This is a genomic window from Paraburkholderia sp. J12 (genome assembly GCF_905220215.1).
Lineage (GTDB): Bacteria > Pseudomonadota > Gammaproteobacteria > Burkholderiales > Burkholderiaceae > Paraburkholderia.
Genome location: NZ_CAJMZC010000008.1, coordinates 132,698 through 154,846, shown reverse-complemented (window position 1 = coordinate 154,846; position 22,149 = coordinate 132,698). Strand labels below are relative to the sequence as shown.

The 22,149-nt window shown below is 64.1% G+C and carries 18 protein-coding genes; 16 read left to right on the top strand and 2 right to left on the bottom strand.

Annotated elements, in window-relative coordinates; all coding sequences use genetic code 11:
* Positions 1 to 132 precede the first annotated feature (132 nt).
* Positions 133 to 828 (top strand): GntR family transcriptional regulator, encoded by a 696-nt coding sequence (locus U5760_RS18545; RefSeq protein WP_322013743.1) that lies wholly within the window; start codon positions 133 to 135, stop codon positions 826 to 828.
* Between the two features lie 201 nt (positions 829 to 1,029).
* On the opposite strand, the gene U5760_RS18540 is transcribed toward U5760_RS18545, so the two are convergent.
* Positions 1,030 to 3,258, bottom strand: a complete 2,229-nt coding sequence (locus tag U5760_RS18540) for a helix-turn-helix domain-containing protein (RefSeq protein WP_322013742.1) — start codon at positions 3,256 to 3,258, stop codon at positions 1,030 to 1,032.
* Positions 3,259 to 3,570: 312 nt separating this feature from the next.
* On the opposite strand from U5760_RS18540, the gene U5760_RS18535 reads away from it, so the two are divergent.
* The 10 genes from U5760_RS18535 (at position 3,571) to U5760_RS18490 (ending at position 16,187) form a co-directional block, all read left to right on the top strand.
* The gene (locus U5760_RS18535; protein ID WP_322013741.1) at positions 3,571 to 4,572 is read left to right on the top strand and encodes a hypothetical protein; all 1,002 of its coding nucleotides are present in this window, start codon (positions 3,571 to 3,573) and stop codon (positions 4,570 to 4,572) included.
* Positions 4,573 to 4,586: 14 nt separating this feature from the next.
* Positions 4,587 to 5,273 (top strand): HAD family hydrolase, encoded by a 687-nt coding sequence (locus U5760_RS18530; protein ID WP_322013740.1) that lies wholly within the window; start codon positions 4,587 to 4,589, stop codon positions 5,271 to 5,273.
* Positions 5,274 to 5,453: 180 nt separating this feature from the next.
* Positions 5,454 to 5,864: a PEP-utilizing enzyme gene (locus U5760_RS18525; protein WP_322013739.1), complete on the top strand. Its 411-nt coding sequence runs from the start codon at positions 5,454 to 5,456 to the stop codon at positions 5,862 to 5,864.
* Positions 5,865 to 5,893: 29 nt separating this feature from the next.
* Positions 5,894 to 7,312, top strand: coding sequence for a hypothetical protein (locus U5760_RS18520; RefSeq protein WP_322013738.1), 1,419 nt, complete (start codon positions 5,894 to 5,896; stop codon positions 7,310 to 7,312).
* An 86-nt stretch (positions 7,313 to 7,398) separates the two neighbouring features.
* On the top strand, positions 7,399 to 7,953 hold the full coding sequence (locus tag U5760_RS18515; protein WP_322013737.1) for a hypothetical protein: 555 nt from the start codon (positions 7,399 to 7,401) through the stop codon (positions 7,951 to 7,953).
* A gap of 2 nt (positions 7,954 to 7,955) precedes the next feature.
* Entirely contained in the window at positions 7,956 to 10,466 is a 2,511-nt protein-coding gene (locus tag U5760_RS18510) for a pyruvate, phosphate dikinase (RefSeq protein ID WP_322013736.1), read from the top strand.
* Positions 10,467 to 10,657: 191 nt separating this feature from the next.
* Positions 10,658 to 11,770, top strand: a complete 1,113-nt coding sequence (locus U5760_RS18505) for an NAD(P)-dependent alcohol dehydrogenase (protein WP_322013735.1) — start codon at positions 10,658 to 10,660, stop codon at positions 11,768 to 11,770.
* Positions 11,771 to 11,810: 40 nt separating this feature from the next.
* Positions 11,811 to 13,265 (top strand): aldehyde dehydrogenase family protein, encoded by a 1,455-nt coding sequence (locus U5760_RS18500; RefSeq protein WP_322013734.1) that lies wholly within the window; start codon positions 11,811 to 11,813, stop codon positions 13,263 to 13,265.
* Positions 13,266 to 13,282: 17 nt separating this feature from the next.
* Positions 13,283 to 14,848 (top strand): class I adenylate-forming enzyme family protein, encoded by a 1,566-nt coding sequence (locus U5760_RS18495; protein ID WP_322013886.1) that lies wholly within the window; start codon positions 13,283 to 13,285, stop codon positions 14,846 to 14,848.
* 292 nt (positions 14,849 to 15,140) lie between these two features.
* Positions 15,141 to 16,187: a porin gene (locus U5760_RS18490; protein ID WP_322013733.1), complete on the top strand. Its 1,047-nt coding sequence runs from the start codon at positions 15,141 to 15,143 to the stop codon at positions 16,185 to 16,187.
* 28 nt (positions 16,188 to 16,215) lie between these two features.
* On the opposite strand, the gene U5760_RS18485 is transcribed toward U5760_RS18490, so the two are convergent.
* Complete coding sequence (locus U5760_RS18485; RefSeq protein WP_322013732.1) at positions 16,216 to 17,607, bottom strand: PLP-dependent aminotransferase family protein; 1,392 nt, start codon at positions 17,605 to 17,607, stop codon at positions 16,216 to 16,218.
* A 373-nt stretch (positions 17,608 to 17,980) separates the two neighbouring features.
* Between U5760_RS18485 and U5760_RS18480 the strand changes: the two genes are divergently transcribed.
* From U5760_RS18480 to U5760_RS18460, 5 genes are read left to right on the top strand one after another with little or no spacing between them, the layout of a single operon-like run.
* Positions 17,981 to 18,463 carry an MSMEG_0572/Sll0783 family nitrogen starvation response protein gene (locus tag U5760_RS18480; protein WP_322013731.1) on the top strand — a complete coding sequence of 161 codons (483 nt, stop codon included), beginning with the start codon at positions 17,981 to 17,983 and terminating at the stop codon, positions 18,461 to 18,463.
* An 18-nt stretch (positions 18,464 to 18,481) separates the two neighbouring features.
* Complete coding sequence (locus U5760_RS18475) at positions 18,482 to 19,507, top strand: Nit6803 family nitrilase (RefSeq protein ID WP_322013730.1); 1,026 nt, start codon at positions 18,482 to 18,484, stop codon at positions 19,505 to 19,507.
* A complete protein-coding gene (locus U5760_RS18470) occupies positions 19,458 to 20,579 on the top strand; it encodes an MSMEG_0568 family radical SAM protein (protein WP_322013729.1) in 1,122 nt (373 codons plus the stop codon). The genes U5760_RS18475 and U5760_RS18470 overlap by 50 nt, the downstream gene beginning before the upstream one ends.
* Positions 20,576 to 21,127, top strand: a complete 552-nt coding sequence (locus U5760_RS18465; protein WP_322013728.1) for an MSMEG_0567/Sll0786 family nitrogen starvation N-acetyltransferase — start codon at positions 20,576 to 20,578, stop codon at positions 21,125 to 21,127. Before U5760_RS18470 ends, U5760_RS18465 begins: the two co-directional genes overlap by 4 nt.
* The gene (locus U5760_RS18460; protein WP_322013727.1) at positions 21,124 to 22,131 is read left to right on the top strand and encodes a sll0787 family AIR synthase-like protein; all 1,008 of its coding nucleotides are present in this window, start codon (positions 21,124 to 21,126) and stop codon (positions 22,129 to 22,131) included. Before U5760_RS18465 ends, U5760_RS18460 begins: the two co-directional genes overlap by 4 nt.
* The last annotated feature ends 18 nt before the right edge of the window (positions 22,132 to 22,149 follow it).

Sequence of the window (22,149 nt, the reverse complement as noted above, 5' to 3'; positions counted from 1 at the left end):
CGGTTGAAGTTGTCATATACGATGTTAGTTGAGTGGAAGAATAATATACAAAAATGAAGATGTGGTCAGTGTTGTGGCTTTTTCCGGGTTAACACTGGTATAGTCTACGAATCGACCTTTTCAGAGCCTGCTGTGCCTTCTTTTCTGTCCAGCGAAGCCGCTCAGGACGCGTCTTCCCCGCAAACCACCGCGAGCGCAATCCATGGCCGCCTGAGGCACGACATCCTGCGCGGCGTGTTGAAGCCCGGCGAGCGCCTGCGCGTGCACGACGTAGCCCAGCGCTATGGCGGCGGAACGATTCCTACGCGCGAGGCGTTGAGCCGCCTCTCGGCGGAGTCGCTCGTGATCTATCTCGATCAGCGCGGGTTCGCGGTTGCGCCGATCAGCGAGGAGAGCCTCGAGGACCTCACGCGCGCACGCGTGTGGACGGCGCAGGCGGCGGTGCGCGAAGCGGTGCGGCATGGCGATGCGGCGTGGGAGGAGCGGGTGCTGCTCGCGTATCACCGGCTTTCGAAGGTGCCGCGTTACGAGTCGGAGGAGCCGCCGGTCCAGAACGAGGCGTTCGATCCGCTGCATCGCGAGTTCCATCTGCAGATTTTTTCGGGCTGCGGATCGCAATGGATGGTGGACACCTGCATGCGCTTGTTCGACCACGCGGAGCGTTACCGGCACCTGTCGCGGCAGGCCGTGGTGATACCGCGCGAACACGAGCACAAGGAACTCGTCGAAGCGGTATTGGAGCGCAACGAGGCGGATGCTATTGCGCTGATCAGCGATCATTTCCTGCTGACGGCGAAGATCGTGGTCGGCTTCGGAAGTCACGCATAGCGCAAGGCGGCGCGGGGCACCGGCGCGCGCGCCTTCAGTTCCGGCTACCCGCGCTCGGCGCTGGCGAAAGAAGGCACCCTCGGCCGTTCGGTCGAGGCGTTTCTCGATGGGACGAGCATCGTCGCGCTCGTCCGGTAGCGCGGCATTCGGGCGCTTTGCACCTCAGGCGGCCGCGCGCGGGGCGCAACCGCGCCTCCGTCGTCACTCCCTGGCGTCGCCGCGTATCGTCTGCATGCGCAGCGCGAGATCGACCATCATCCGGCTCTCGTGCCGGCGCAGGTCCATGCCGCTTAGTTGCTCGAACTGGGTGAGCCGATATCGGACCGTCTTTTGATGAATATGAAGCGCGGTTGCGGTGGCCTGCAGCGAGCAGTCGGCATCGAAGAACGCGCGCAGCGTTTTGGCCAGCGCTTCGTTGTGCCGGCGGTCATATTCGACTGCGTCGCCGAGGATGGCGCCCACGAGTCCCTCGAGATCGCCGTCGTGCCGGATCGAGAGCAGCAGGCCCAGAACGCCGAGCTCATCGGAAATGGCGATGCGCTCGGAGCTGAATTTCGTGGCCGCCAGCACGGCAATGGCCGCTTCGCGGTGCGAGGCGCGGAAATCGCCGCTGCCGCCGCTGACGGCGCTTACGCCCCACGACGGAGCAAATCCCGGAATCGCCGTGGAAACGTTGCGCCGGATCGTTTCGAGGGTGCGGCGAATTTCATCCGTATTCTTGCCGCTCACCAGCGCAATCAGCAGATTGCCTCGCACGGTCAGCAGCCTCAACCCGGCGAGCTCCAGCCCGCGCGTGCAATAGTCGAGCGCGATGCGCCGGTTCCGTTCGGCGGTGCTCGCGTCCCAGCTTTCGTAGCGAGCCAGCTCGTCCAGTTGATCCAGCGAGCCGTGCAGCACCCGATGCGGCCCGGTCAGATCGATGCGCAGCCCTTTGGCGCGCGAAATCGCGGCGAGCCGCACCTTCGGTTCGCCCTCGAGGAGATCCCACAATATCTCGCTGCTGACTTCGGCCCTCGCCAGCATGGCCGCCCGGCTTTCCAGGTAGCTCAGCGCGCAGGCGATAACGCCCGAACTGAGCGCCATGTCGGCGATCTCGCCCGGCTCGGTGTCGCACAGGATGCAAACCCAGCCGACTCTTTCGCCCGAGACCACAATGGCCTGGGCGCGAAACCACGCATTGTCGACAAGGACGCGCCGGTCGGTCTGCATATCGGGCGTATTGCGCAACAGCGCGGCGAACCTCGGGAGCGCCGCCAACATTGTCTGGCTCGTCATGCAGGTGGTCATCGGCTGCATTTCGTCGGACACAATGGCGACTTCCGCTTCCGAATAGCGGCCGATGACTTTCGAGATCCCATCCAGTCCTTCGCCGGCGAGTATCACTTCGATCATCGATTGCTGGATTTCGGCGGACCGTCCGAACGCGCTGTTCTGATTCTCGAGCCTGCGGTTCGCCGCGGCGAGTTGCTCGACGGCATTCTGCTGCGTTTCATAGAGTCGCGCGTTCTGGATCGCAATCGCCACAAGATCGGCCAGCGCCTTGATCCGTCTGACGTCGCGATCCGAGAACGTGGACTTCCTGCGCCGCCAGACCTCGAGCACGCCGACGACTTCGTCGTGAACCTTGAGCGGAGCGGCCAGAGCCGAGTACGCATGTTCCAGCCGCGCGAGATCCATATAGTCCGGGCTGATGGTGTTGTCGCGAATGTATTCGTCGACGCGTACCGCCTCGCCGGTCTCGAAGACGCGTCCCGCTACGCCGCGGCCCTTCGTCATTCTCAACTGCGCGGTCTCCAGACGCAGGTTGCCCACGCAGCTGCGCATTACGACCTCGTCGCCTTCCTTGAGAAACACGCCGCAGATGTTCGACGACAGCAGCCGCAAGGTTTCGTGCGTGGCGCACGAAAGCACCTGGTTCAGCTCGCGCGCCGATAGCGTTTCGCGAACCACGCTCTGCAATCCGCTGATTTCGTCGAGCGCGGCGACCACCGCGCGTCCTCGGCTCGCGGCGGCGGATGCCAACGTGAAGGCGGAGGAGAGGAGCCGCAGATTTTCCTCGTGCGCGGCGCTCGGCGCGAAGTCGGGCAGAAAGATGACCTCCGAGCCCGGCGCCAGAGGAACGAAGCATCCATAGTCGCCGGGCACGAACTGGCTGTCGTCTTTGAGAAGATCTTCCATGCCCGCCGCCAGAAGCTTGCCGTTTCTGTTGTCGAGAGCGGTCTGGGCGCTCCATTCTCCCTGTGTGCGCCTGAGCACGATAACGGTCGCGGCGCCCGTGCCGGCGCGCACGAGGTCGAGCGCCAGCGAAGTGACCGATTCGGTGCCTTCGAGCACGGCCGCAGACAGCGTGTCGAGCGCCGATTGAAGCGAGAAGCGACGCGAGACGCCCGCTTCCGGCGCGGTGACGAGTGCATCTTCCTGAATTTTCATCCGTTGCTCCCACTGAATGCGCGCGGATTGCCGCAATACAGCACGCCGTGTACGCGTTCCGCCGAGTACGCTCTGTATCGCCGACCACAGGCCCGCGTCCTATTAGCGTTTTCCCGGAGACCACTGCCGAGGCGACCCGGAAGCTATAAATATGGGGCTTCGGCACGCAGGTTTTATCTGTGATAGACAAATTGCAGGTGACGATCTGGCTGCGCGGGATATATGGGCGTGAAGCGGGGATGGCTAAGATGGCCTCAGTCGATGCATGCAGGCGTCAGATCTTTCAAAAAGTTTTCCATAAACGGAGGAGCAATGATCAAGGCTGAGGACGCACAGTTTCACGTTGCCGACGCAGACAAACCGAATTGGGCGGAAACGAACTATTTCGGGTTTTACTCGGCCGAGTCCAATATCAACGTCGGCGTTTATGCGTTGTTTCGGCCGAATCTGGGTATCGTGAATTCGACCATCAGCATCAATTCGCGCCGGGCGCTCACGCCGTGGCACGCGGACTACAACGATCTGCAGTCTCACCTGCCGATTCCCGAGCCGCGCAATCTGCTCGATTACCGTCTCGCCAACGGGCTCGCCGTGAAGTGCATCGAGCCCAACATGGTCTGGGCCATCGACTACGACGACGGCCAGCAAACGGAAATTCACGTCAAATATACGGCGTTGATGCTGCCGTTCGATATTCACGATCCCGCGATGGACCCGATCGTCGCTGCGCAACAGGAGGCGGGCAAATTCGCGTGGGGCACGGCCTACAACGGCCACTTCGACCAGACCGGCCGGGTTCAGGGCTACATCCTGCTGCGCGGCGAGCGCCACGAGATCGATTGCGTGTCGACCATGGACCATAGCTGGGGTCCGCGCCCGGAACGGGGCGCGCCGAACATGAGCTGGCTGCACGCTCACTTCTCCGAGCGCTTCGCCGTGCACGGCATCTTCTCGTTCGACGAGAACGCGGGCGGCAAGACACTCGCCCTGAGCCACGGTTACGTGCTTCAGGACGGGAAGGTCTACGGCCTGAAGTCCGGGGTGGGAAATACGATCCGCGTTCATGACCGCTATCCCGAGCACATTCAACTGGCGTTGACGGATTGCGACGGCCGGACGTGGGAGCTGCAAGGCAGCGCCACGACCACTTTCCCGTGGCAATGCTGGCCGAACATGGTGGCGTTCAACACGCTGACGAAGTGGCAATGCCAGGGCGAGACCGGGTATGGCGAAGTCATGGACTTCTTCGAGGTGCCCTCACTGACCCGTTTGAACAGTGATCCGGAATCGGCCGCCTTAACCGTTCGGGGGTAGTCGTGTCGCTGCGCATGATCATGTTCGACCTCGATGGAACGCTCGTGCAGACGAGAGAGGCATCGTGGCGGGTATTCGAGAAGGTGAACCGACGATTCGACCTGGGCGTGAGCACGGCCGAAGCCTTCTATGCGTTATCCGAAGGCAATCTTTTCGTCGGCCTGCGCGAGCAATGCGGCAATGACGAGAGAGCAGAAGAGGTCAAGGCGTACTTTTTCGATCTGCTGCTCAGCGAATATCGTCCGCCGGTCATTCCTGGCATGCGCAACGTCGTCCGGAGTCTGGCGGCCGAGTTTCCGCTTGCCGTGGTCTCGTCGAACGTCATGGGCGCCATTCGCCGCGTTCTGGCCGATGCGGGCCTGGCACAGTGCTTCGGTCACGTGTTTTCGGGCGATGTCGAACCGGACAAGGAAACCGCGATCCAGAAAGTCATGTCCGATCCGAGTTACGGATTGAGCCGTCGAGATACGCCGAGCTATGACGAGACGGCTGGCCGTCACGTCGGCGACGTCGTTCTGATCACCGACACGATCGGCGACGTGAAGGCCGCGCTCACGGCCGGCGCGCGCGCCGTCGGCGTGTCATGGGGCATGCATTCTCCCGCGCAGCTTGTCGCCGCGGGCGCGGAATTTGTCGCCGTATGGCCCGAGGAATTGCTGGTGCACTTCCGCGAGAACGGCGCAAACCGGCATGACCGTTGAAGCTGTCGGCTCATGGTCCGGGAGCGCGCAATTTTGCACAAAAAGCCGGTGTTTTTTAGCCGCGGGAGATAAGGAACCGCGTGACGGAAGTGCCTAAGATCTGGAGTGTGGTTAGCGGTTGGGTGGTAACGGAAAACATTTGATTAAAGCGCACCTCGCGTGCCGTCAAAGGAGACAGCGATGACCGTAGTGGCAGAAGGCTTCAACGCGTTCGAAACGGATAAGGAACCGAGCGGAACGGTGATTTATCTGCACGACCCGCAGTCGGTGGTGAAGTTGATCCAGAGCGGCAAGCTCAAGGATCACATCCTCCTCGTTCGCGGCGGCACGACCACCTTCCTCGCACCCGCGCTTTCGATGGGCGCGATCGGCGTGATCACCATGTCGGGCGCGCCGGAGTCGCATCTCGGCATTCTGTCCCGCGAGTTTCAGATCCCCTGCATCATGACCGCGCATCTGAGCAACAGCGCGTCCCGCTACGAAGTCGGCAATACGGGGCAGGCGCACTTCGACGAGATCGTCAAGGAGCTCAGCGGCAAGAAGGTGACGATGAAATGCACGAGCTCCGAACTCGGCCAGGTTGTCGTGTGACGCGACTCACCACTACTCAGGAGACGACGATGGATCAGCCGCGCAAAAGCACGTACAAGAAGCGCTACGAGAAGGATGACGACGGACTTCGCTTCCAGTCGTTGCTTTACACCGGTAATTACAAGGATCTCGATCCCGTTCCGGACGGCATCGCCGGCGACCGCGCAATGCGTGCGCGCATGAAAACGGGCGTACTCGAGAAAGTCACGCGCGAAGACGTGCTCAAGCCCGAGTTTACGATCGACGAGCTCAACGACCTGAACAACTACTTCGCGTGGAATATCTGGGACGTGCTCGTGATGCGCGCCACGGAAGGGGTGTCGGGCATGATTCCGCGCCAGGAATACGAGATTCTGGCATTTATGCAGGAGTTCTATCGTTACCCCGAATTCATGCGGCTCATCACGGATCAGGTCGGGCCGCAGGGCGTGATGGACATCGGCGCGAGCGCGCGCAAGGAGATCGGCACGAAGATCAACTGCGTGCACGACTGGTGTCTGGGCGCCGTGGCGTTCGGCATGGGCCGTTGCGGTCTGCTCGCGCTCGAAGCGATCGGGCCCGACGACTATGTCGAGGAGAGCAACACGATCCTGAAGTTCGCCCAGCGGGTGTTGTGGGGCAAGCGCCAGGACGGCTACATCCTGAATTCCCAGGACCGGTATCGTTGCCAGATTCACGATCAGGAACTCATCGACCGGCTCGTCAACGAGGTCGAGTATTTCGAGAGCGAGTCGGACACTTTCAGGCAACTCACGGCGTTCAACGCTGCGGCGGAGTTGCTTGCGTTCTTCGATCACTACGATTGCCGGCTGGGTCTCGGCGACACGGGGCCCTACGAATTGAAGGACGGCAAGATCCTCATCATTCGCGACCTGTTCGTGAACGAGGACGTCTATCACTGGAGCGACGTGTGCGAGGGGCTGCCGCACTGCTACACGCTCGCGCTCGTCATCGACCCGGACGAACTCGGCCTCGAGGAAATTCGCGTCAACGACATTTCCACGACTTTCACGGTGCCCAAGAACTATGTGCCGGCGATTCGCGGCGCCGCGGTGTTCGTGCGCGAAGCGTGGGACACCCCGATGGGCGAAGTCTATCCCGTCGCCATCAAGGACCTCGCACCGCATCTCGAGAAAATCAAGGAAGCCACCTTCAAGCTGTACAAGAAGACGCTCAAGATGCCGCGCCGCGAGTTGTGCACCAACGGCATCTACAGCTACTACGTCGGGATGATCCTGCCGCATCTGCGCAAGGCGGGGCTGTATGACCACGTCAACGAGAAGATGAACTTCTGGGAGCTGGACCAGCGCGTATCGAACTACTACTACGAAATCACGAAGCGAAACTTCGTGCAATCGGTGGTGCCGCAGAAAATTTTCTCGGGGCAAGGCTATCTGCCGTTTTCCGATAGCGCCGACATCCGGCATTCGAAATACGCCTGGCTCTGACACGAGGGGCTGAGAGGACGCGGCGGAGGACTGCAGCCTCCGCCCGCACAACCCGGAGATAAATGATGTTGACGGAAAGCGCATTTTTGGTGCTTAACGCCCTGTATCTGAAGAAGATGGCAAATCCCGCGGCTCTGGTCGAGTGCGTGCATCTACCGTCGGCCGACGTTCAGAACGCCTTGAACGAAGCCGTCGGCAAGGGGCAAGCGGTGGAGTTGGGCGGCGAATACCTGCTCGATGTCCCGGGGCGTCGTGCCGTGCTGGAGTATTACAACGAGACGTATCTCGCGAAGCGCGCTGCCGTGACGCAGTGGTACGAGCGCTTCGAGACGCTGAACAGCCAGTTTCTCAAGCTCGTGAGCGAGTTCCAGACCTCGGAGGGCGATGCGCGCGTGCTGGCCCAGCTAACGAAGGTCGTCGAGCGCCAGATTGCGGCGCTGCGCCGGATCGAGGTCGAGATTCCGCGCTACGGCGTCTATGCGGACCGGTTCGCCGCGGCGCTCGAGCGTGTGGACCTCGGAGACCGGTCGTTCGTCACGAATCCGCGCGCAGACTCGATTCACAACATCTGGTTCGAATTCCACGAGGACATTCTTGCCGTTGTCGGCCGGCCGCGCGAGACCGTAGAGGATGTGCATTGAACATGGCAGCTATCAAGTATCTGTGGGATGTCGACACGATCGACCCGGCCGACACGACCCGCTTCGGCGGCAAGGCGAGCGGGCTCGCGAGGATGCGCCAGATGGGACTGCCGGTCCCGCCCGCCGTCGTCATCAGCACCGACGCGTTCAAGGCGTTTCGCGAGAATGGCGGCCTGTTGCCGGCGTCGCTGGGCGATGAGATCGACACCGCGATTCACCTGCTGGAGCAGCGTACCGGCAAGGCCTTTTGCGGCCGCGGCGTGCCGCTTCTGCTGTCCGTGAGGTCCGGTGCGAAGATCAGCATGCCCGGCATGATGGACACGATTCTCAACCTCGGTCTCGACGCCCGCTCGGCTGCCGCGTTCGCCGCGTCTTCCGGCGACCGCGCCTTCGTCGGCGACACCTGGCTGCGCTTCTGGTCGATGTATGCGGACACGGTGCTCGGCGTCGATGCCGAGTCCATCGTTCCCGGCTTCGCGGAAACCCTCCTGGCGTCGGGCGACGCCGATGCCGGCACGTTCGCGAGCGTCGAGGCGCAGTTGCTGGCCGAGATCGAGGCCGAAGCGGGCGAGCGGCCCTCGCCTTCGCCGCGCGAGCAGTTGAGCCGGGCGGTGATCGCCGTTTTCGAATCGTGGGAATCGGCGCGAGCGAAGGCCTATCGCAAACACCATGGCATCTCCGACGAACTGGGAACCGCCGTGGTGATTCAGGCGATGGTGTTCGGGAATCTCGATGCCGAATCGGGAACGGGCGTTGCATTCACGCGCGACCCCATGACGGGCGAGCGCCGGCTCTTCGGCGAATACCTCGCGGGCCATCAGGGCGAAGACCTGGTCGCCGGGACCAAGACGCCGGAATCGCTCAGCGCCCCCACGCCGGCAGTCGCCCGCATCGCGGAGGAGGTCCGCAGCGTCGGCGACCAGCTGGAGCAGCTGTACCACGATGCGCTCGATATCGAATTCACGGTGGAGCGCGGCAAACTGCATTTGCTGCAGGTGCGCGCGGCGAAGCGCACGGCTGCCGCTGCTGTCCGGATTGCAGTCGAGATGGCGGACGAAGGGCTGATCGATCGCGAAAGCGCGTTGCGCCGGGTGTCGGACGATCAGTTGCGCCAGCTCGTGAGACCGGGTTTCGTTCCCGCGAGCCTCGCTGCGGCCGAAGGACGTTTACTCCTCGAAGGCGTGGGTGCTTCCCCGGGCCACTGCACGGGCGTCGCCGTGCTCGACAGCGACCGGGCGGTGGAGCGCGCGGCAAGCGGAGAGGCCGTCATCCTCGTGCGCCCGACGACAAGCCCGCTCGATGTGCGCGGCATGTTGCACTCGCAAGGCATCGTGACCGCGCGCGGCGGTTCGGCGAGCCACGCGGCGGTCGTCGCGCGCGCGCTCGACAAACCCTGCGTCGTCGGGTGCGGCGCGCTCGCGGTCGACGAAGACGCTCGCACTTTCACGGTGGGCGAGCGCACGTTCCGCGAAGGCGACACGCTGTCCGTAGATGGCAAGACGGGCCGCATCTACGTGGGCGCGATCGAGCTGGACGATACCGGCGCATCGAATCCGTACCTCAACAAGCTGCTGGGCTGGGCGGAAGCGCTGTCGGGTGTTTCGGTGTGGGCTTCGGCGCGACTGACCGGCGAGCTTGGCGCCATCGTGAAGCGCCATCCGGCTGGCGTGGGGGTCGTTCCGGTCGTGGACCTGCTGATCGGAAGCGGGCAGGCGGAAGGTTTGATCGGGGCGGTGCAGGCGCTCAGCGCGAACGCCGCCGCACCCGCCGCGAAGGTGGAAGACCGCTTCCGCGACGCCGTGATCGCGGTATGCACGGAGTTCCTCGGTGCGGCGCGCGGTCACGACGTCGCGCTGCGGCTGCCGAGACTGAGCGGCTCACGCGCGCGTCACATGGTCGACGGCTGGGCATCGCTCGAACCCGGCCTGCTGTTGCCGCTCGGCGCACCTCGCCTGACCAACACGGTGATCGAGGGCGTCGCGAAGGCGATGGCCGACGTGGAGCACGCGCGCGTCACTGTCGTGCTGCCGGCCGTTCTGGATGTTCTGGAAATCGCGGCATTCGCCAAAGCGGTCGACGCAATCGGCGGCCCGAAAGCCGGCATTCTTGTTCAGAATGCCGCGCTACTGGCCGAATTGCCGAATGCGGCGGTCGAAGGCGTCGATATCTGGATCGATATTCCTGAACTCGTTCGCACGTTCCACGGCTGGCCCGACGAGATGTCGTTCTCGGCCGAGGTGATCGATCGCTACGAAGCCGCGGGCCATCTTTCGTTCTCGCCGCTGAACACCCTGAAGGGATTCCTGCTCACGTCGCTGGCGCAACTGGCGGTGACCGCGCGGGACCGAGGGTGGCGCGTCGTGCTCGAGCTGGGGGCCTCGCCGTCGACCGGAGTGGTCAACGAACTCTACGGCCTGGGCTACAGGCAGTTCTCGGTTCTGACCGAGCGCATCGAGCCGCTTAGGCTGGGTCTAGGCCATGCCGCGGGCGGATCGAATACGAAAGCCGGATAGGGCTGTACTCCGCCGCGGGTGGACGTGTCCGTCAAAAGGCGTCCACTCGCGAGACTCTCGTAGCGAGAGAGAGGAAGTCGGCACCGGGGCCCAGAACAATAACTAAGCATTACTTATCATGACACCGGGCGGAAGCGATTTTCGATGCTTGCCGTCACGGGTGGGTGCACCACCCGCATCAGGAGGAAATCATGGAAATCAAGGCGGCAGTCGTCAACGAAAAGTCCGGCGCTTTCAGTATCGAGACGGTTAGTCTGGACGACCCTCGTCCCGACGAGGTGCTCGTGAGGATCGTCGGTTCCGGCGTCTGCCATACGGACCTGGTCGTTCGCGACCAGTACGTGCCGATTCCGCTACCCATCGTGCTCGGGCACGAGGGCGCGGGCATCGTCGAATCGGTAGGGCGCGATATCACGCGCTTCAGGAAAGGCGACCGCGTGGTGATGTCGTACCACTCCTGCGGTCATTGCCCGAGCTGCGAGGAAGGCGCACCGGCGTATTGCGATCATCTTATGCCGAACAATTTCAGCGGTCGCCGGCTCGATGGTTCCGCCTCCGTCAAGAAAGACGGCAAGGACATCAGCGCGAACTTCTTCCAGCAGTCGTCGTTCGCGACGCATGCGCTCGCGACTGGGCGCAACGTCGTGAAAGTGCCGGACTCCGTCACGCCGGCCCAGTTGCCGCTCTACGGGCCGTTCGGCTGCGGCATCCAGACCGGCGCCGGCGCAGTGCTCAACACGCTGAATCCGCGTGCCGGCACTTCGATCGTCGTGTTCGGCGCGGGCTCGGTCGGCCTGTCCGCCGTGATGGCGGCGCGCCTGATCGGCTGCACGACCATCGTCGCCGTCGACCTCAATCCCGCCCGCCTCGAACTGGCGCGCAAGCTCGGCGCCACGCACGCGATCGACGCGCGGCACGAAGACCCCGTCGACTACGTGAAGTCCGTCACCCGGGGCCGCGGCGCCGACTATTCGCTGGAGACGACCGCGTTGCCGCGCGTGCTTCGCCAGGCGGTGGAGTGTCTGCACGCGCGCGGGGTGTGCGGCTCCATCGGATTGCCGCCGGCGGGAACGGAGGTCACGCTGGACATGCTTTCCATCCTCTTCGGCCGGACCTTGCGGGGGGTTATCGAGGGCGACAGCGTGCCTGGCATCTTCATTGGCCGCCTCATCGAGCTGCATCAGCAGGGACGATTCCCCGTCGAGCAGATCATGACGCACTACCGCTTCGACGAAATCAACAAGGCGGTTGCCGAGACCGAGGAAGGGCACGCCATCAAGGCCGTGCTTCACATGGACGAGTAGGCGGCGAGTGTCGGAATCACGAAGCATACTGGAGACAGCGATGAAGAACGAGAAGGCAATGTGGGGAACCGAGGTTCCGGTGCGCGAGTTCGCGATGTCCATCGGCGGGCAGCGCGTGACATCGGAAAACACCGATTTCGCAATCAATCCCGCGACGGAGGAGCGTATTGCGCGGTTCCCGCTCGCGAGCCGCGAACAGCTCGATGCCGCGGTCGCGGCCGCCGGTGAGGCTTTCCTCACGTGGCGCGCCAGCAGCATCGCCGAGCGGCGCGCGGCGCTGGAGCGGCTCGCCGGGAAAATCGAGGAGCACTACGAAGCGTTCCTCACGCTTCTGACCACCGAGCAGGGAAAACCGCGTGCCGGGGCGGAATGGGAGATCGGCGGCTCCATTCACTGGCTACGCGAAATCGCAAAGCAGTCGCTGCCCGAAGAGATCGTTCGCGACGACGGGGTGAATCGCGTCGTCACGCGCCATACGCCTATCGGCGTCATCGGCGGCATCACGCCGTGGAATTTTCCGCTTCTGCTGGCGGTCTGGAAAATCGCGCCGGCGCTCATGGCCGGCAACACCATGGTCCTCAAGCCCTCGCCGTTCACGCCGCTATGCACCTTGTGGTTCGGCGAGCTTGCACAGGAGGTGCTGCCCCCTGGCGTGCTCAACGTGATTTCGGGCGGCAACGACCTGGGGCAGTGGATGACTGCGCACCCCGGCATCGGCAAGATCGCGTTCACCGGATCGACGGCAACCGGAAGGCGCGTGATGCAGAGCGCCGCCTCGAATCTCAAGCGCCTCACGCTCGAACTCGGCGGCAACGATCCCGCCATCGTGCTGCCCGACGTGGATCCCGAGGCGATCGCGAAAGACCTGTTCTGGGCGAGCTTTCAGAACAGCTCGCAGTTCTGCGTCGCCACGAAGCGTTTGTATGTTCACGAAGACGTGTACGACCGGGTCGTGGCGGCGCTTGTCGATTACGCACGGACCGTGCAGGTCGACAATGGATTGCTGGTGCAGGCGCAACTCGGGCCGTTGCAGAACAAGATGCAATATGAAAAGGTCCGCGATCTGCTGCAGGATTCGCAGACCCAGGGGCACCGCGTTCTGCTCGGCGGCGCGCCTGCTCGCTCGCCCGGCTATTTCATTCCGATCACGCTGATCGACAACCCGCCGGACGATGCGCGATGCGTCGTCGAGGAGGCGTTCGGCCCGGTCCTGCCGATCCTGAAGTATCGCGATCTCGACGAGGCGATTCGCCGCGCAAACGACACGGAATACGGACTGGCCGCATCGGTGTGGTCGGCCGACCTCGAAAAGGCAAGAGACGTCGCGCAGCGACTCGAGGCGGGCACCGTATGGATCAACCAGATTCATGTGTTCGGTCCGGATATCGCGTTCGGCGGCCACAAGCAGTCCGGCATGGGCATCGAGAATTCGCTGCATGGCCTTGCCGAATACTGCAACGTGCAGACGGTCATGGAACGACCGCTGGGTGCCTGATCGGGGTCGTGTTTCGCATGAGAAAAAGCGTGCAAGGGGAGGAGGTCATGGAGCAGTCAGTCGGGGCACTTGTCACACAGGCGGCGCGGAAGTTCGGCGACAAGACTGCACTCATCGTGGACGGAAAAACATGGTCGTTTCGGCAACTGGACCAGCTTTCCTCCGCACTGGCCGGTAGCCTGCGCGCGCGCGGCGTCGGAAAGGATTCGGTCGTCGCGCTCTATTCGCCGAACTGCGCGCAGTGGGTCATTGCCTACTACGCCGTCATGAAGCTGGGCGCGGTCGTCAGTCCTTTGAATCTCATGTTGACCGCCTCGGAAGCGGCATATGCGATACGGGATTGCAAGGCCGTTGCCGTGCTTGGCACCCTGGGGAAGCTGGTTCCGTTGCGCAACGAGATGGGCGCCGCTCGCGTGAAGCTCGTTTCGTTCACGGGCGGCGGCGCGGAGATCGAGAATTTCAGCGATTTGCTCGAGAGCGAACCCGGTGCTGTTTTCCCCGTGGAGGGGATCGGCATCGACGATCTGAGCACCATCGGCTACACGTCCGGTACGACCGGGCACCCCAAAGGCGCGATGCTCTCGCATCGCTCGATTCTGTTGAACACGGCGATGACCTCGACGTTCCATGTGCGCACGGAGCACGACGTCGTCGTCAGCGCCCTGCCGTGTTCGCACGTGTACGGCAACATCGTGATGAACAGCGCCATCGCGTGCGGCATGACGCTTGTGCTGCACGCGGTGTTCGACGCGAAGGCAATCCTGTCGAGCATCGAGAAGTATCGCGCCACCCTGTTCGAGGGCGTGCCGACGATGTACCTGTATCTCCTGAGTTCGCCCGAACTCGGCGAGTACGACGTGTCTTCGCTGACTCGCTGCACCGTGGGCGGCCAGACCATGTCGGCGTACAAGATGAAGGAGGTCGAAAGCCGCCTGGGTGTGCCGTTGCTCGAGCTCTGGGGCATGACCGAACTGGGCGGTCTGGGGGCCACGCATCCACTCTACGGCCCGCGCCGGCATGGTTCCATCGGCGTGCCGCTGCCGTTCATGCAGGCGCGCATCGCCTCGCTGGAGTCGCGCGAGGGGGCGCTTCCGGCGGGCGAGGTCGGCGAGTTGCAGATGAAAGGCCCGCTGGCGATGCAGGGCTACTTCGGGCAGCCGGAGGCGACGTCCGAGGCGATCGACCGGGACGGCTGGCTGCGCACAGGAGATCTCGCGTACGTGGATGACGACGGCTTCATCTTTGTCGTGGACCGCCTGAAGGACATGGTCATCACCGGCGGTTTCAATATCTATCCCGCGGAGCTCGAGCGCGTCTTGTGCGAGCACCCGGCCGTGGCGATGGCCGCGGTCGTCGGCATACCCGACGAAACGAAGGGCGAACTGGCGAAGGCATTCGTGGTGTTGAAAAGCCATGCCGAAGCCGATGTCGAAGGTTTGCTCGAGTTCTGCAGGCAGCGGCTTGCTGCATACAAGGTGCCTCGTCTGATCGAGGTGGTCGACGATCTTCCCAAGACCAGTTCCGGAAAAATCCTGCGGCGCGCGTTGCGGGAGAAGGTCGCGGCGGACAGCCAGCCGTCGTGAGCGGGAGGCAGCGTGGCCCCAAGGGGCGCTTGCTCAATGCCCGGTCGTTTCCCTGAACCGCTGCCGCAGTTTCGGCCGCGGTTTTTTCGTTCGGAGCGCTTTCGAGTCCGACTCGCTCCGGGAGATAGAAAGTACAACGAATATTTATCGGAGCATGACCTATCGCCTGCATGATCTCGAACCTATCGTGACGCTACGGATCTTCGAGGATCGATGACGGAGTCCGTACACCAGACGCCAGCATGGCGCGAGGCCGGAAGGCCCGTTACGAAAAAACAATCAGGAGACGATCATGAGACGATTTCTATGTGCAGCACTGCTCATCGGTTTCACGGCGACGGCGGCCGCGCAGAGCAGTGTGACCATCTACGGCATTCTCGATTCCGGACTGCTTTATCAGAACAAGACCGCGCCCGACGGCAAAAGCGGCGTTGCGTTCGTCGACGGTGCGTGGCTGCCCTCGGTATACGGGTTGCGCGGCCGGGAGGACATCGGCGGCGGGTATGCCGTCAACTTCAATCTGCAAGGCGGTTTTTCGACGGGAACCGGCGCGCTGGGCGACTCGAACGGCGGCATCTTCGGACGCGCCGCGACGATAGGTTTGTCGGGGCCGTTCGGCGACGTCAAGTTCGGTCTGCAATTCTCACCGTTCTTCCTGGCCGTCACGGACGGCGATCCGCGGGGCATGCCGCAGTTCGGCAGCCAGCTCGTGCAGTACTTTCAGCAGTTCGGCATCACGGGGATTTTCGACAGCAATGCCATCGTCTACACCACGCCGAAACTGTACGGCCTGACGGGCGCGGTCGAATATGCCGTAGGGGGCGTGCCGGGATCGACCAGGAACGGTCGCAGCATGTCCGTTTCCCTGTCGTTCAGCCAAGGTCCGGTTGTGGCCAATGCCGCTTACTATACGCACGCCGATCCCGAGACCGGCCAGACCACCGCCATCGGGAAAACGGCGGGCGTCGGCTATGCGTTCGGCCCGGTGCTCGCCAAGATCGATTGGGTGAATTATCTGAACCCGTCGTCGGATGCGGCGCTATCGAACGTCAACGTGTTCGGCGCGGGCGCCGTGTATGCCGTGACGCCGGCCATCCAGCTGAACGGCGGATTCTATTACGCGGTGAACAAGGACATGAGCGAGAACAAGTCGAGGATGTTCGCGTTCGGCGCCGAATATGCGCTGTCCCCGCGGACGACCGTTTACTCGCAGGTGGGCATTGTCCACAACCAGGGCGCGTTCCAGACCAACCTCGCCGTACTGGCGCCGAGTTCGTTCGCGGTGCCGACGGGGGCGACGACGACCGCTGTCGATATCGGCATCCGCCATACGTTCTGAACGGCTGCGCCGACGCGGCGCGCGCCGGTCAGAGCATCGGCGAATGCAGATGGTCGGGATGGTCGAGCATGTCGGCGACGAGCTGTAGCGAGGCCTCCATCTCGAGCGGGCTGCCGGGGCCGCCGAGGCAGATGCGCACGGCGTTGGGCGGATTGCCGTCGGTGCTGAACGCGGCGCCCGAGACCACGCCGATCTGCTTTGTCCGCAGATGCGAAGCGAGTTCCGACGCGCTCCAGCCCGTGTTGGCGGGCACCTCGAGCCAGAGATGGAAGCAGTCCTTCGACGCCTCGAACGCGCGGCCCTCGAACACCTGTGCCGCGATGTGCTGGCGCACCGCGCATTCCGCGCGAATGGCGTCGAGCATTTCCTGCGCGACGCCGTTTTCGATCCAGCAGGCGGCGAGATGCGACATATACGGGCTCGCCATCACCGTGGTGGCGCGCATCGCGCCTGAAAGCCGCTGCGCGTGACGGATCGTGGGCGCGACGACGCACGCCATGCGCAAACCCGCGCCGAAGCACTTCGACATTCCCGTCACGTGGTAAGTGAGCTCCGGCGCGAGCGTGGCAAGGGCGACAGGCGGCTTCTCGCACAGCATGCCGTAGGCGTCGTCTTCGATAATCGGCACGTCGTAGCGCAGCGCGATATCGGCAATATGTTCCCGGCGGCTTTGCGAGAGCGTGCGCGTCGTGGGATTTTGCAGTGTCGGGTTGCAATAGAGGACGCCCGGCTTGCGGGTCTTGCACAGCGCTTCGAATGCCGTGGCGTTGAGTCCTTCGTCGTCGTGCGGCAGCGGCGCGAGGGACATGCCGAGCTGATTCGCGATCACTTTCAGGCCCGGATACGCGAGCGCGTCGACGCAGATCGATTCCCCCGGCTTGACGAGCCGCAGCAGCAAGGCGACCAGCGCGTTATGGATGCCCGGGCAGACGAGGAGGGCATCGGACCGATGGTCCGGCACGGTGTGGCGCAGCCACTGGCTCGCCATCGAACGTTCGAACTGCGAGCCGCCGAAGTCCTGGTAGCGCAGCAGCGACCAGGTGTCGGCCGTACCGATGATCCGCGCGGCCGATTCTGCAACGCGCGCGCCCATGCCGGGGGGTTCGGGCGGCATGTTCATGGTCATTTCGAGCGAGGTGCCCGCGCGCAGCGGCACGGCGGGCGCCCGGCCGCGCACGTAGGAGCCGCTGCCCGCGCGCGAGTCGATCAGCCCGCGCTTGCGCGCTTCGGCGTAACCGCGCGCGAGCGTGGTGTAGTTCACCTTGAGCGCTTCGGAAAGATCGCGCAGGGCGGGAAGCCGGTCGTGCGGCCGCAGGCGGCCGCTTGCCACGTCTTCTTCGATCAGATCGGGAATGGTCTGGTAGACGGGCTTGCCGCTTTCGGCGAGCCGTCTGAGCCAGTGGGCGGCGACGTTCGACATGACAGGGGCGCAGGGCGCGAAGAAGCGATGCCTTGATTCTAGTGAAGATGCACGCCGGAAAATAAACAATTGATCGCATGCGATCGGGGCAAGCGATCCCGAATGATCCGCATTGATGCGGGCGCGCACCGAAACGATTCCCGCTTTGCCCTAAGGCGGGGCGTGTCCCGGTTCGCGCGGCCGGCGCGCAGGGTGCCGGGGCGCCCGCGCGTCTTCCGTGCGCAAGAAATTTTCGGGCCGATCATTCCCGCCGCGGACGTTTGATTGGAACTTGATTGCATGGAGCGGGCTGCTTGATGGCACATCCGTTGCGAAATGAGAGGCGCCGGCCACCGGTCGGTCACGGTCCTCAATCATTGAACGGAGTCACGCAATGCCCGCCATCACTACGCCCGCCCACAAGACCGGCGACTTCCTGGTCGATTACGAAGAGAAGGTGTTCGAGGACGTCAAGGCAGAACCCGGCGAGAAAGCGCTCGTCACCTTCCATACGGTTGCGTTCGAAGGCTCGATCGGCTTCGTCAATATGCTTCAGGCTACGCGTTTGCAGCGCAAGGGCTTCGAAACTTCGATCCTGCTGTATGGCCCCGGCGTGATGCTGGGCGTTCAGCGCGGCTTCCCCACGCTCGGCGCCGAAGCGTTTCCTGGGCACCTGAATTTCAACAATCAGCTGATGAAGTTCATGGCTGAGGGCGGCAAGGTTTACGCGTGCCGCTTCGCGCTGCAGGCGCTCTACGGCCACGGCGAAGCGTCGCTGATCGAAGGCGTGCGGCCGATCAATCCTCTCGACGTGCTCGATCTGAAACTGCTGCATCGCAAGTCGAATGCGCTCGTGATCGACACCTGGACGGTTTGAGTTCGCCCGGGTATCGCCATGTCGACTACATCCACGAAGCGCATCGTTCGCGCCGCCGCCGTGCAGATCGCGCCGGATCTCGATTCGTGCGCGGGCACGCTGGCGCGCGTTTGCGAAGCCATCGCCGGCGCCGCGCGCGAGGGCGTTCAACTGGCCGTGTTTCCCGAAACGTTTGTGCCGTACTACCCGTATTTCTCGTTCGTGCTGCCGCCGGTGCAGTCGGGCGCGGAACATCTGCGGCTGTACGAGCAGGCGGTGACGATACCCGGCCCCGTCACGGATGCCGTCGGCGCGCTCGCGCGCGAGCACGGCATGGTGATCGTGCTCGGCGTGAACGAGCGCGATCACGGCAGTCTCTACAACACGCAGCTGATTTTCGACGCGGATGGCCAGATCAAGGTCAAGCGTCGCAAGCTCACGCCCACCTTCCACGAACGCATGATCTGGGGGCAGGGCGACGCGGCCGGCCTGAAGGTCGCGCAGACGGCCGTAGGCCGCGTGGGCGCGCTCGCCTGCTGGGAGCACTACAACCCGCTCGCGCGCTATGCGCTGATGACACAGCACGAGGAAATTCACTGCAGCCAGTTTCCGGGCTCGCTCGTCGGACCGATCTTCGCCGAGCAGATCGAAGTGACGATCCGCCATCACGCGCTCGAGTCGGGCTGCTTCGTCGTCAACGCGACGGGATGGCTCAGCGACGCGCAGATCGAATCGATCACGAGCGATCCGCGCCTGCAAAAAGCGCTGCGCGGCGGCTGCAATACGGCCATCGTCTCGCCCGAAGGCCAGCATCTGGCCGCTCCGTTGCGCGAAGGCGAGGGCATGGTGATCGCCGATCTCGACATGGCGCTCATCACCAAGCGCAAACGGATGATGGATTCGGTGGGTCACTACGCGCGGCCGGAACTGCTGGGCCTCGCGATCAACGAGCGGCCCGCGAAGCCGGTTTTCTCCTTCGACGATACGCCCATCACCGCTTCATGGAGCTTTCACGATGAATGCCAGCGTCAATCTGCCGGAATCGAAGCTGCAACTCCTGACTGAGTTGCAGTCGAGCGGCCTGCGCTTTGCCGCGCCCGATGCAGAGGGCTTGTCGCGGCGCGGCGGCGCCGGGCCGTCCGATCACAAGGCCGTGGTGATCGACGGCGTCACGCTGATGGTGCCGGTGCATACGCACGGCGCGCATCAGTCCGCGTTCGTCGCGCACGCGCCCGATACGAACGGCGCGAGCGTGCTCATGCGCGACAGCATTCCCATTGCGCAGATCGCGTTCGCGAAGCCGCCGCGCTTTTACAAGCTGCAAACGCTGGACGGCGTGCCGTACTCGCACATCGCCACGCTGCACGGCACCGACGTGCTCGCGACCACGGTGCTGCAAACCTGCATTCGCTACGAAAGCCGCAAGAAGACCTGCAAATTCTGCGCGATCGGCCAGTCGCTCGCGGCGGGGCGCACGGTTGCGCACAAGACGCCGGAGCAACTGGCCGAGGTGGCGCGAGCGGCTGTGTTGCTCGACAACGTGAAGCACATGGTGCTCACGACCGGCACGCCGCCGACGCCGGATCGCGGCGCCGCCATCCTGTGCGAAAGCGCGCGCGCGATTCGCCGCGCGGTGGATCTGCCGATTCAGGCGCAATGCGAGCCGCCCGACGACGATGCGTGGTTCGAACGCATGCGCGAAGCGGGCATCGACACGCTCGGCATGCATCTGGAGGTGATCGGCGAGGCCGAGCGCGCGCGCATCATGCCCGGCAAGGCGACGGTGCCGGTGAGCCGCTACATGGCCGCGTTCGCGGCGGCGGTGGCGGTGTTCGGCCGCGGCCAGGTCAGCACCTACATTCTCGCGGGGCTCGGCGATTCGCCGCAGCGCGTGCTCGACACCGCGGGGCAGTTGCTGGAGCTCGGCGTCTATCCCTTCGTGGTGCCGTTCGTGCCCATCTCCGGCACGCCGCTCGAAGATCACCCGCCGCCGACACCGGAATTCATGCGCGCGATTCTCGGGCCGCTCGGCGCGATGGTGCGCGCGGCCGGCTTGCGCGCGACCGATATCAAGGCGGGCTGCGGAAAATGCGGCGCGTGCTCCTCGTTGTCTTCGTTCGAAAGGGTGGCGGCATGACGGCAATCTATCCGGGCGCCGGCGCGGGCGCCGACGTCATCGTGGTGCGCTGGGCGCGCCATGCATGGGAACACGATGCGGCATTCGCGATTCGCCGCGCGGTGTTTTGCGAGGAGCAACGCCTCTTCGCGCAAGACGATCGCGACGCGATCGACGCGCATGCGCAATTGCTCGTGGCCGTGCTCAATCCGCACAGCAACGCGCCAGAAGTGGTCGGCACCGTGCGTATTCATCGCGACCCCTCGACTGCGGCGACGTGGCACGGCTCCCGTCTCGCGGTGAGTGTGCCGTATCGGCACCGTGGCCGCATAGGCGAGACCCTGATCCGCCTCGCGGTGAGCAGCGCGCACGCCTTCGGTTGCGACACGTTTCTCGCGCAGGTCCAGGCGCAGAATGCGCCTCTCTTTCACCGGCTGCATTGGCGCACGGTCGAAGAGGCGATCTTCTACGGCCGCGCGCATCACGTCATGGAAGCCGACCTGGCGCACTATCCGCCGTGCGCGACGCCCTTCGACGGTTTCGTCGTCGATCAGCGGAGGGCCGCATGACGCTCGACGACATCGTCGACAAGTTGCGGGCGAGCCGCGGCGTTGCCCACAAGGCCGACATCGCACCCATGCTGGCCGCGCTGGACGTGGGCGGCGCGGACTCCGTGGTGCGGGCCGCAGGCGACGATTGCGCGGCGATACCGGATGGGGACGGCTACCTGCTGTTCGCCGCAGAAGGCATGGTGAGCGATCTGATCGAGGCGATGCCATGGTTCGCCGGTTACTGTTCGGTGCTCGTGAACGTCAGTGACGTATGCGCGATGGGGGGCCGTCCGATTGCCGTCGTCGATGTGATCTGGAGCGACGGCCTCGAGCCCGCTGCGCCGGTGCTGGAAGGCATGGCGGCCGCCGCGCGCCAGCTGGGCGTGCCGATCGTGGGCGGCCATAGCAACGCGCGCAGCGAGCGCACGCAGCTGGCCGTGGCGATCCTCGGTCGTGCGAAGCGTCTGCTTTCGAGCTTCGCGGCCCGGCCCGGCGAGAAGCTGCTCATGGCGGTGGATCTGCGCGGCGCATTCGTGGAGCCTTATCCGTACTGGAACGCCGCGACCGAGGCGCCTGCGCAACGTCTGCGCGGCGATCTGGCGGTGCTCGCGGAGCTGGCGGAAAGCGGCCTGTGCGCGGCGGCGAAGGACATCAGCATGGCGGGGATCGCAGGAACCGCGCTGATGATGGCCGAGTGCTCGCGCGTGGGCGTGCGCATCGATCTCGACCGCTTGCCGAAGCCCGCGGACGTGCCGCTCGCGCGCTGGCTCGAAATTTTCCCGAGCTTCGGTTATCTGCTGAGCGTGCGCGAAGACGACGTCGCGGCGGTGATCGGGCGTTTCGAAGCGCGCGACATTGCGTGTGCCGTCATCGGCGAGGTTCACGCCGAGCCTGCCGTCGACCTGCGTCTCGATGGCCAGACGCGAAGCGTCTGGCGTCTCGATGCGCAGCCGTTCATTTTGCCGGCGGACCGGCGCGCCGCGTGCGCGTTCGCACCGCTGCCGGCCCGGTCGGCGGTTTAAGCGCCGCGCCTGGCACCT

Bases quoted from the DNA above. Each gene is read 5' to 3' on its own strand.
- U5760_RS18530 (WP_322013740.1), top strand. From the start codon at position 4,587: ATGATCATGTTCGACCTCGATGGAACGCTCGTGCAGACGAGAGAGGCA.
- U5760_RS18465 (WP_322013728.1), top strand. From the start codon at position 20,576: ATGACGGCAATCTATCCGGGCGCCGGCGCGGGCGCCGACGTCATCGTG.
- U5760_RS18490 (WP_322013733.1), top strand. From the start codon at position 15,141: ATGAGACGATTTCTATGTGCAGCACTGCTCATCGGTTTCACGGCGACG.
- U5760_RS18520 (WP_322013738.1), top strand. From the start codon at position 5,894: ATGGATCAGCCGCGCAAAAGCACGTACAAGAAGCGCTACGAGAAGGAT.
- U5760_RS18480 (WP_322013731.1), top strand. From the start codon at position 17,981: ATGCCCGCCATCACTACGCCCGCCCACAAGACCGGCGACTTCCTGGTC.
- U5760_RS18525 (WP_322013739.1), top strand. From the start codon at position 5,454: ATGACCGTAGTGGCAGAAGGCTTCAACGCGTTCGAAACGGATAAGGAA.
- U5760_RS18500 (WP_322013734.1), top strand. From the start codon at position 11,811: ATGAAGAACGAGAAGGCAATGTGGGGAACCGAGGTTCCGGTGCGCGAG.
- U5760_RS18495 (WP_322013886.1), top strand. From the start codon at position 13,283: ATGAGAAAAAGCGTGCAAGGGGAGGAGGTCATGGAGCAGTCAGTCGGG.
- U5760_RS18540 (WP_322013742.1), bottom strand. From the start codon at position 3,258: ATGAAAATTCAGGAAGATGCACTCGTCACCGCGCCGGAAGCGGGCGTC.
- U5760_RS18460 (WP_322013727.1), top strand. From the start codon at position 21,124: ATGACGCTCGACGACATCGTCGACAAGTTGCGGGCGAGCCGCGGCGTT.
- U5760_RS18470 (WP_322013729.1), top strand. From the start codon at position 19,458: ATGAATGCCAGCGTCAATCTGCCGGAATCGAAGCTGCAACTCCTGACT.
- U5760_RS18505 (WP_322013735.1), top strand. From the start codon at position 10,658: ATGGAAATCAAGGCGGCAGTCGTCAACGAAAAGTCCGGCGCTTTCAGT.
- U5760_RS18510 (WP_322013736.1), top strand. From the start codon at position 7,956: ATGGCAGCTATCAAGTATCTGTGGGATGTCGACACGATCGACCCGGCC.
- U5760_RS18485 (WP_322013732.1), bottom strand. From the start codon at position 17,607: ATGTCGAACGTCGCCGCCCACTGGCTCAGACGGCTCGCCGAAAGCGGC.
- U5760_RS18535 (WP_322013741.1), top strand. From the start codon at position 3,571: ATGATCAAGGCTGAGGACGCACAGTTTCACGTTGCCGACGCAGACAAA.
- U5760_RS18475 (WP_322013730.1), top strand. From the start codon at position 18,482: ATGTCGACTACATCCACGAAGCGCATCGTTCGCGCCGCCGCCGTGCAG.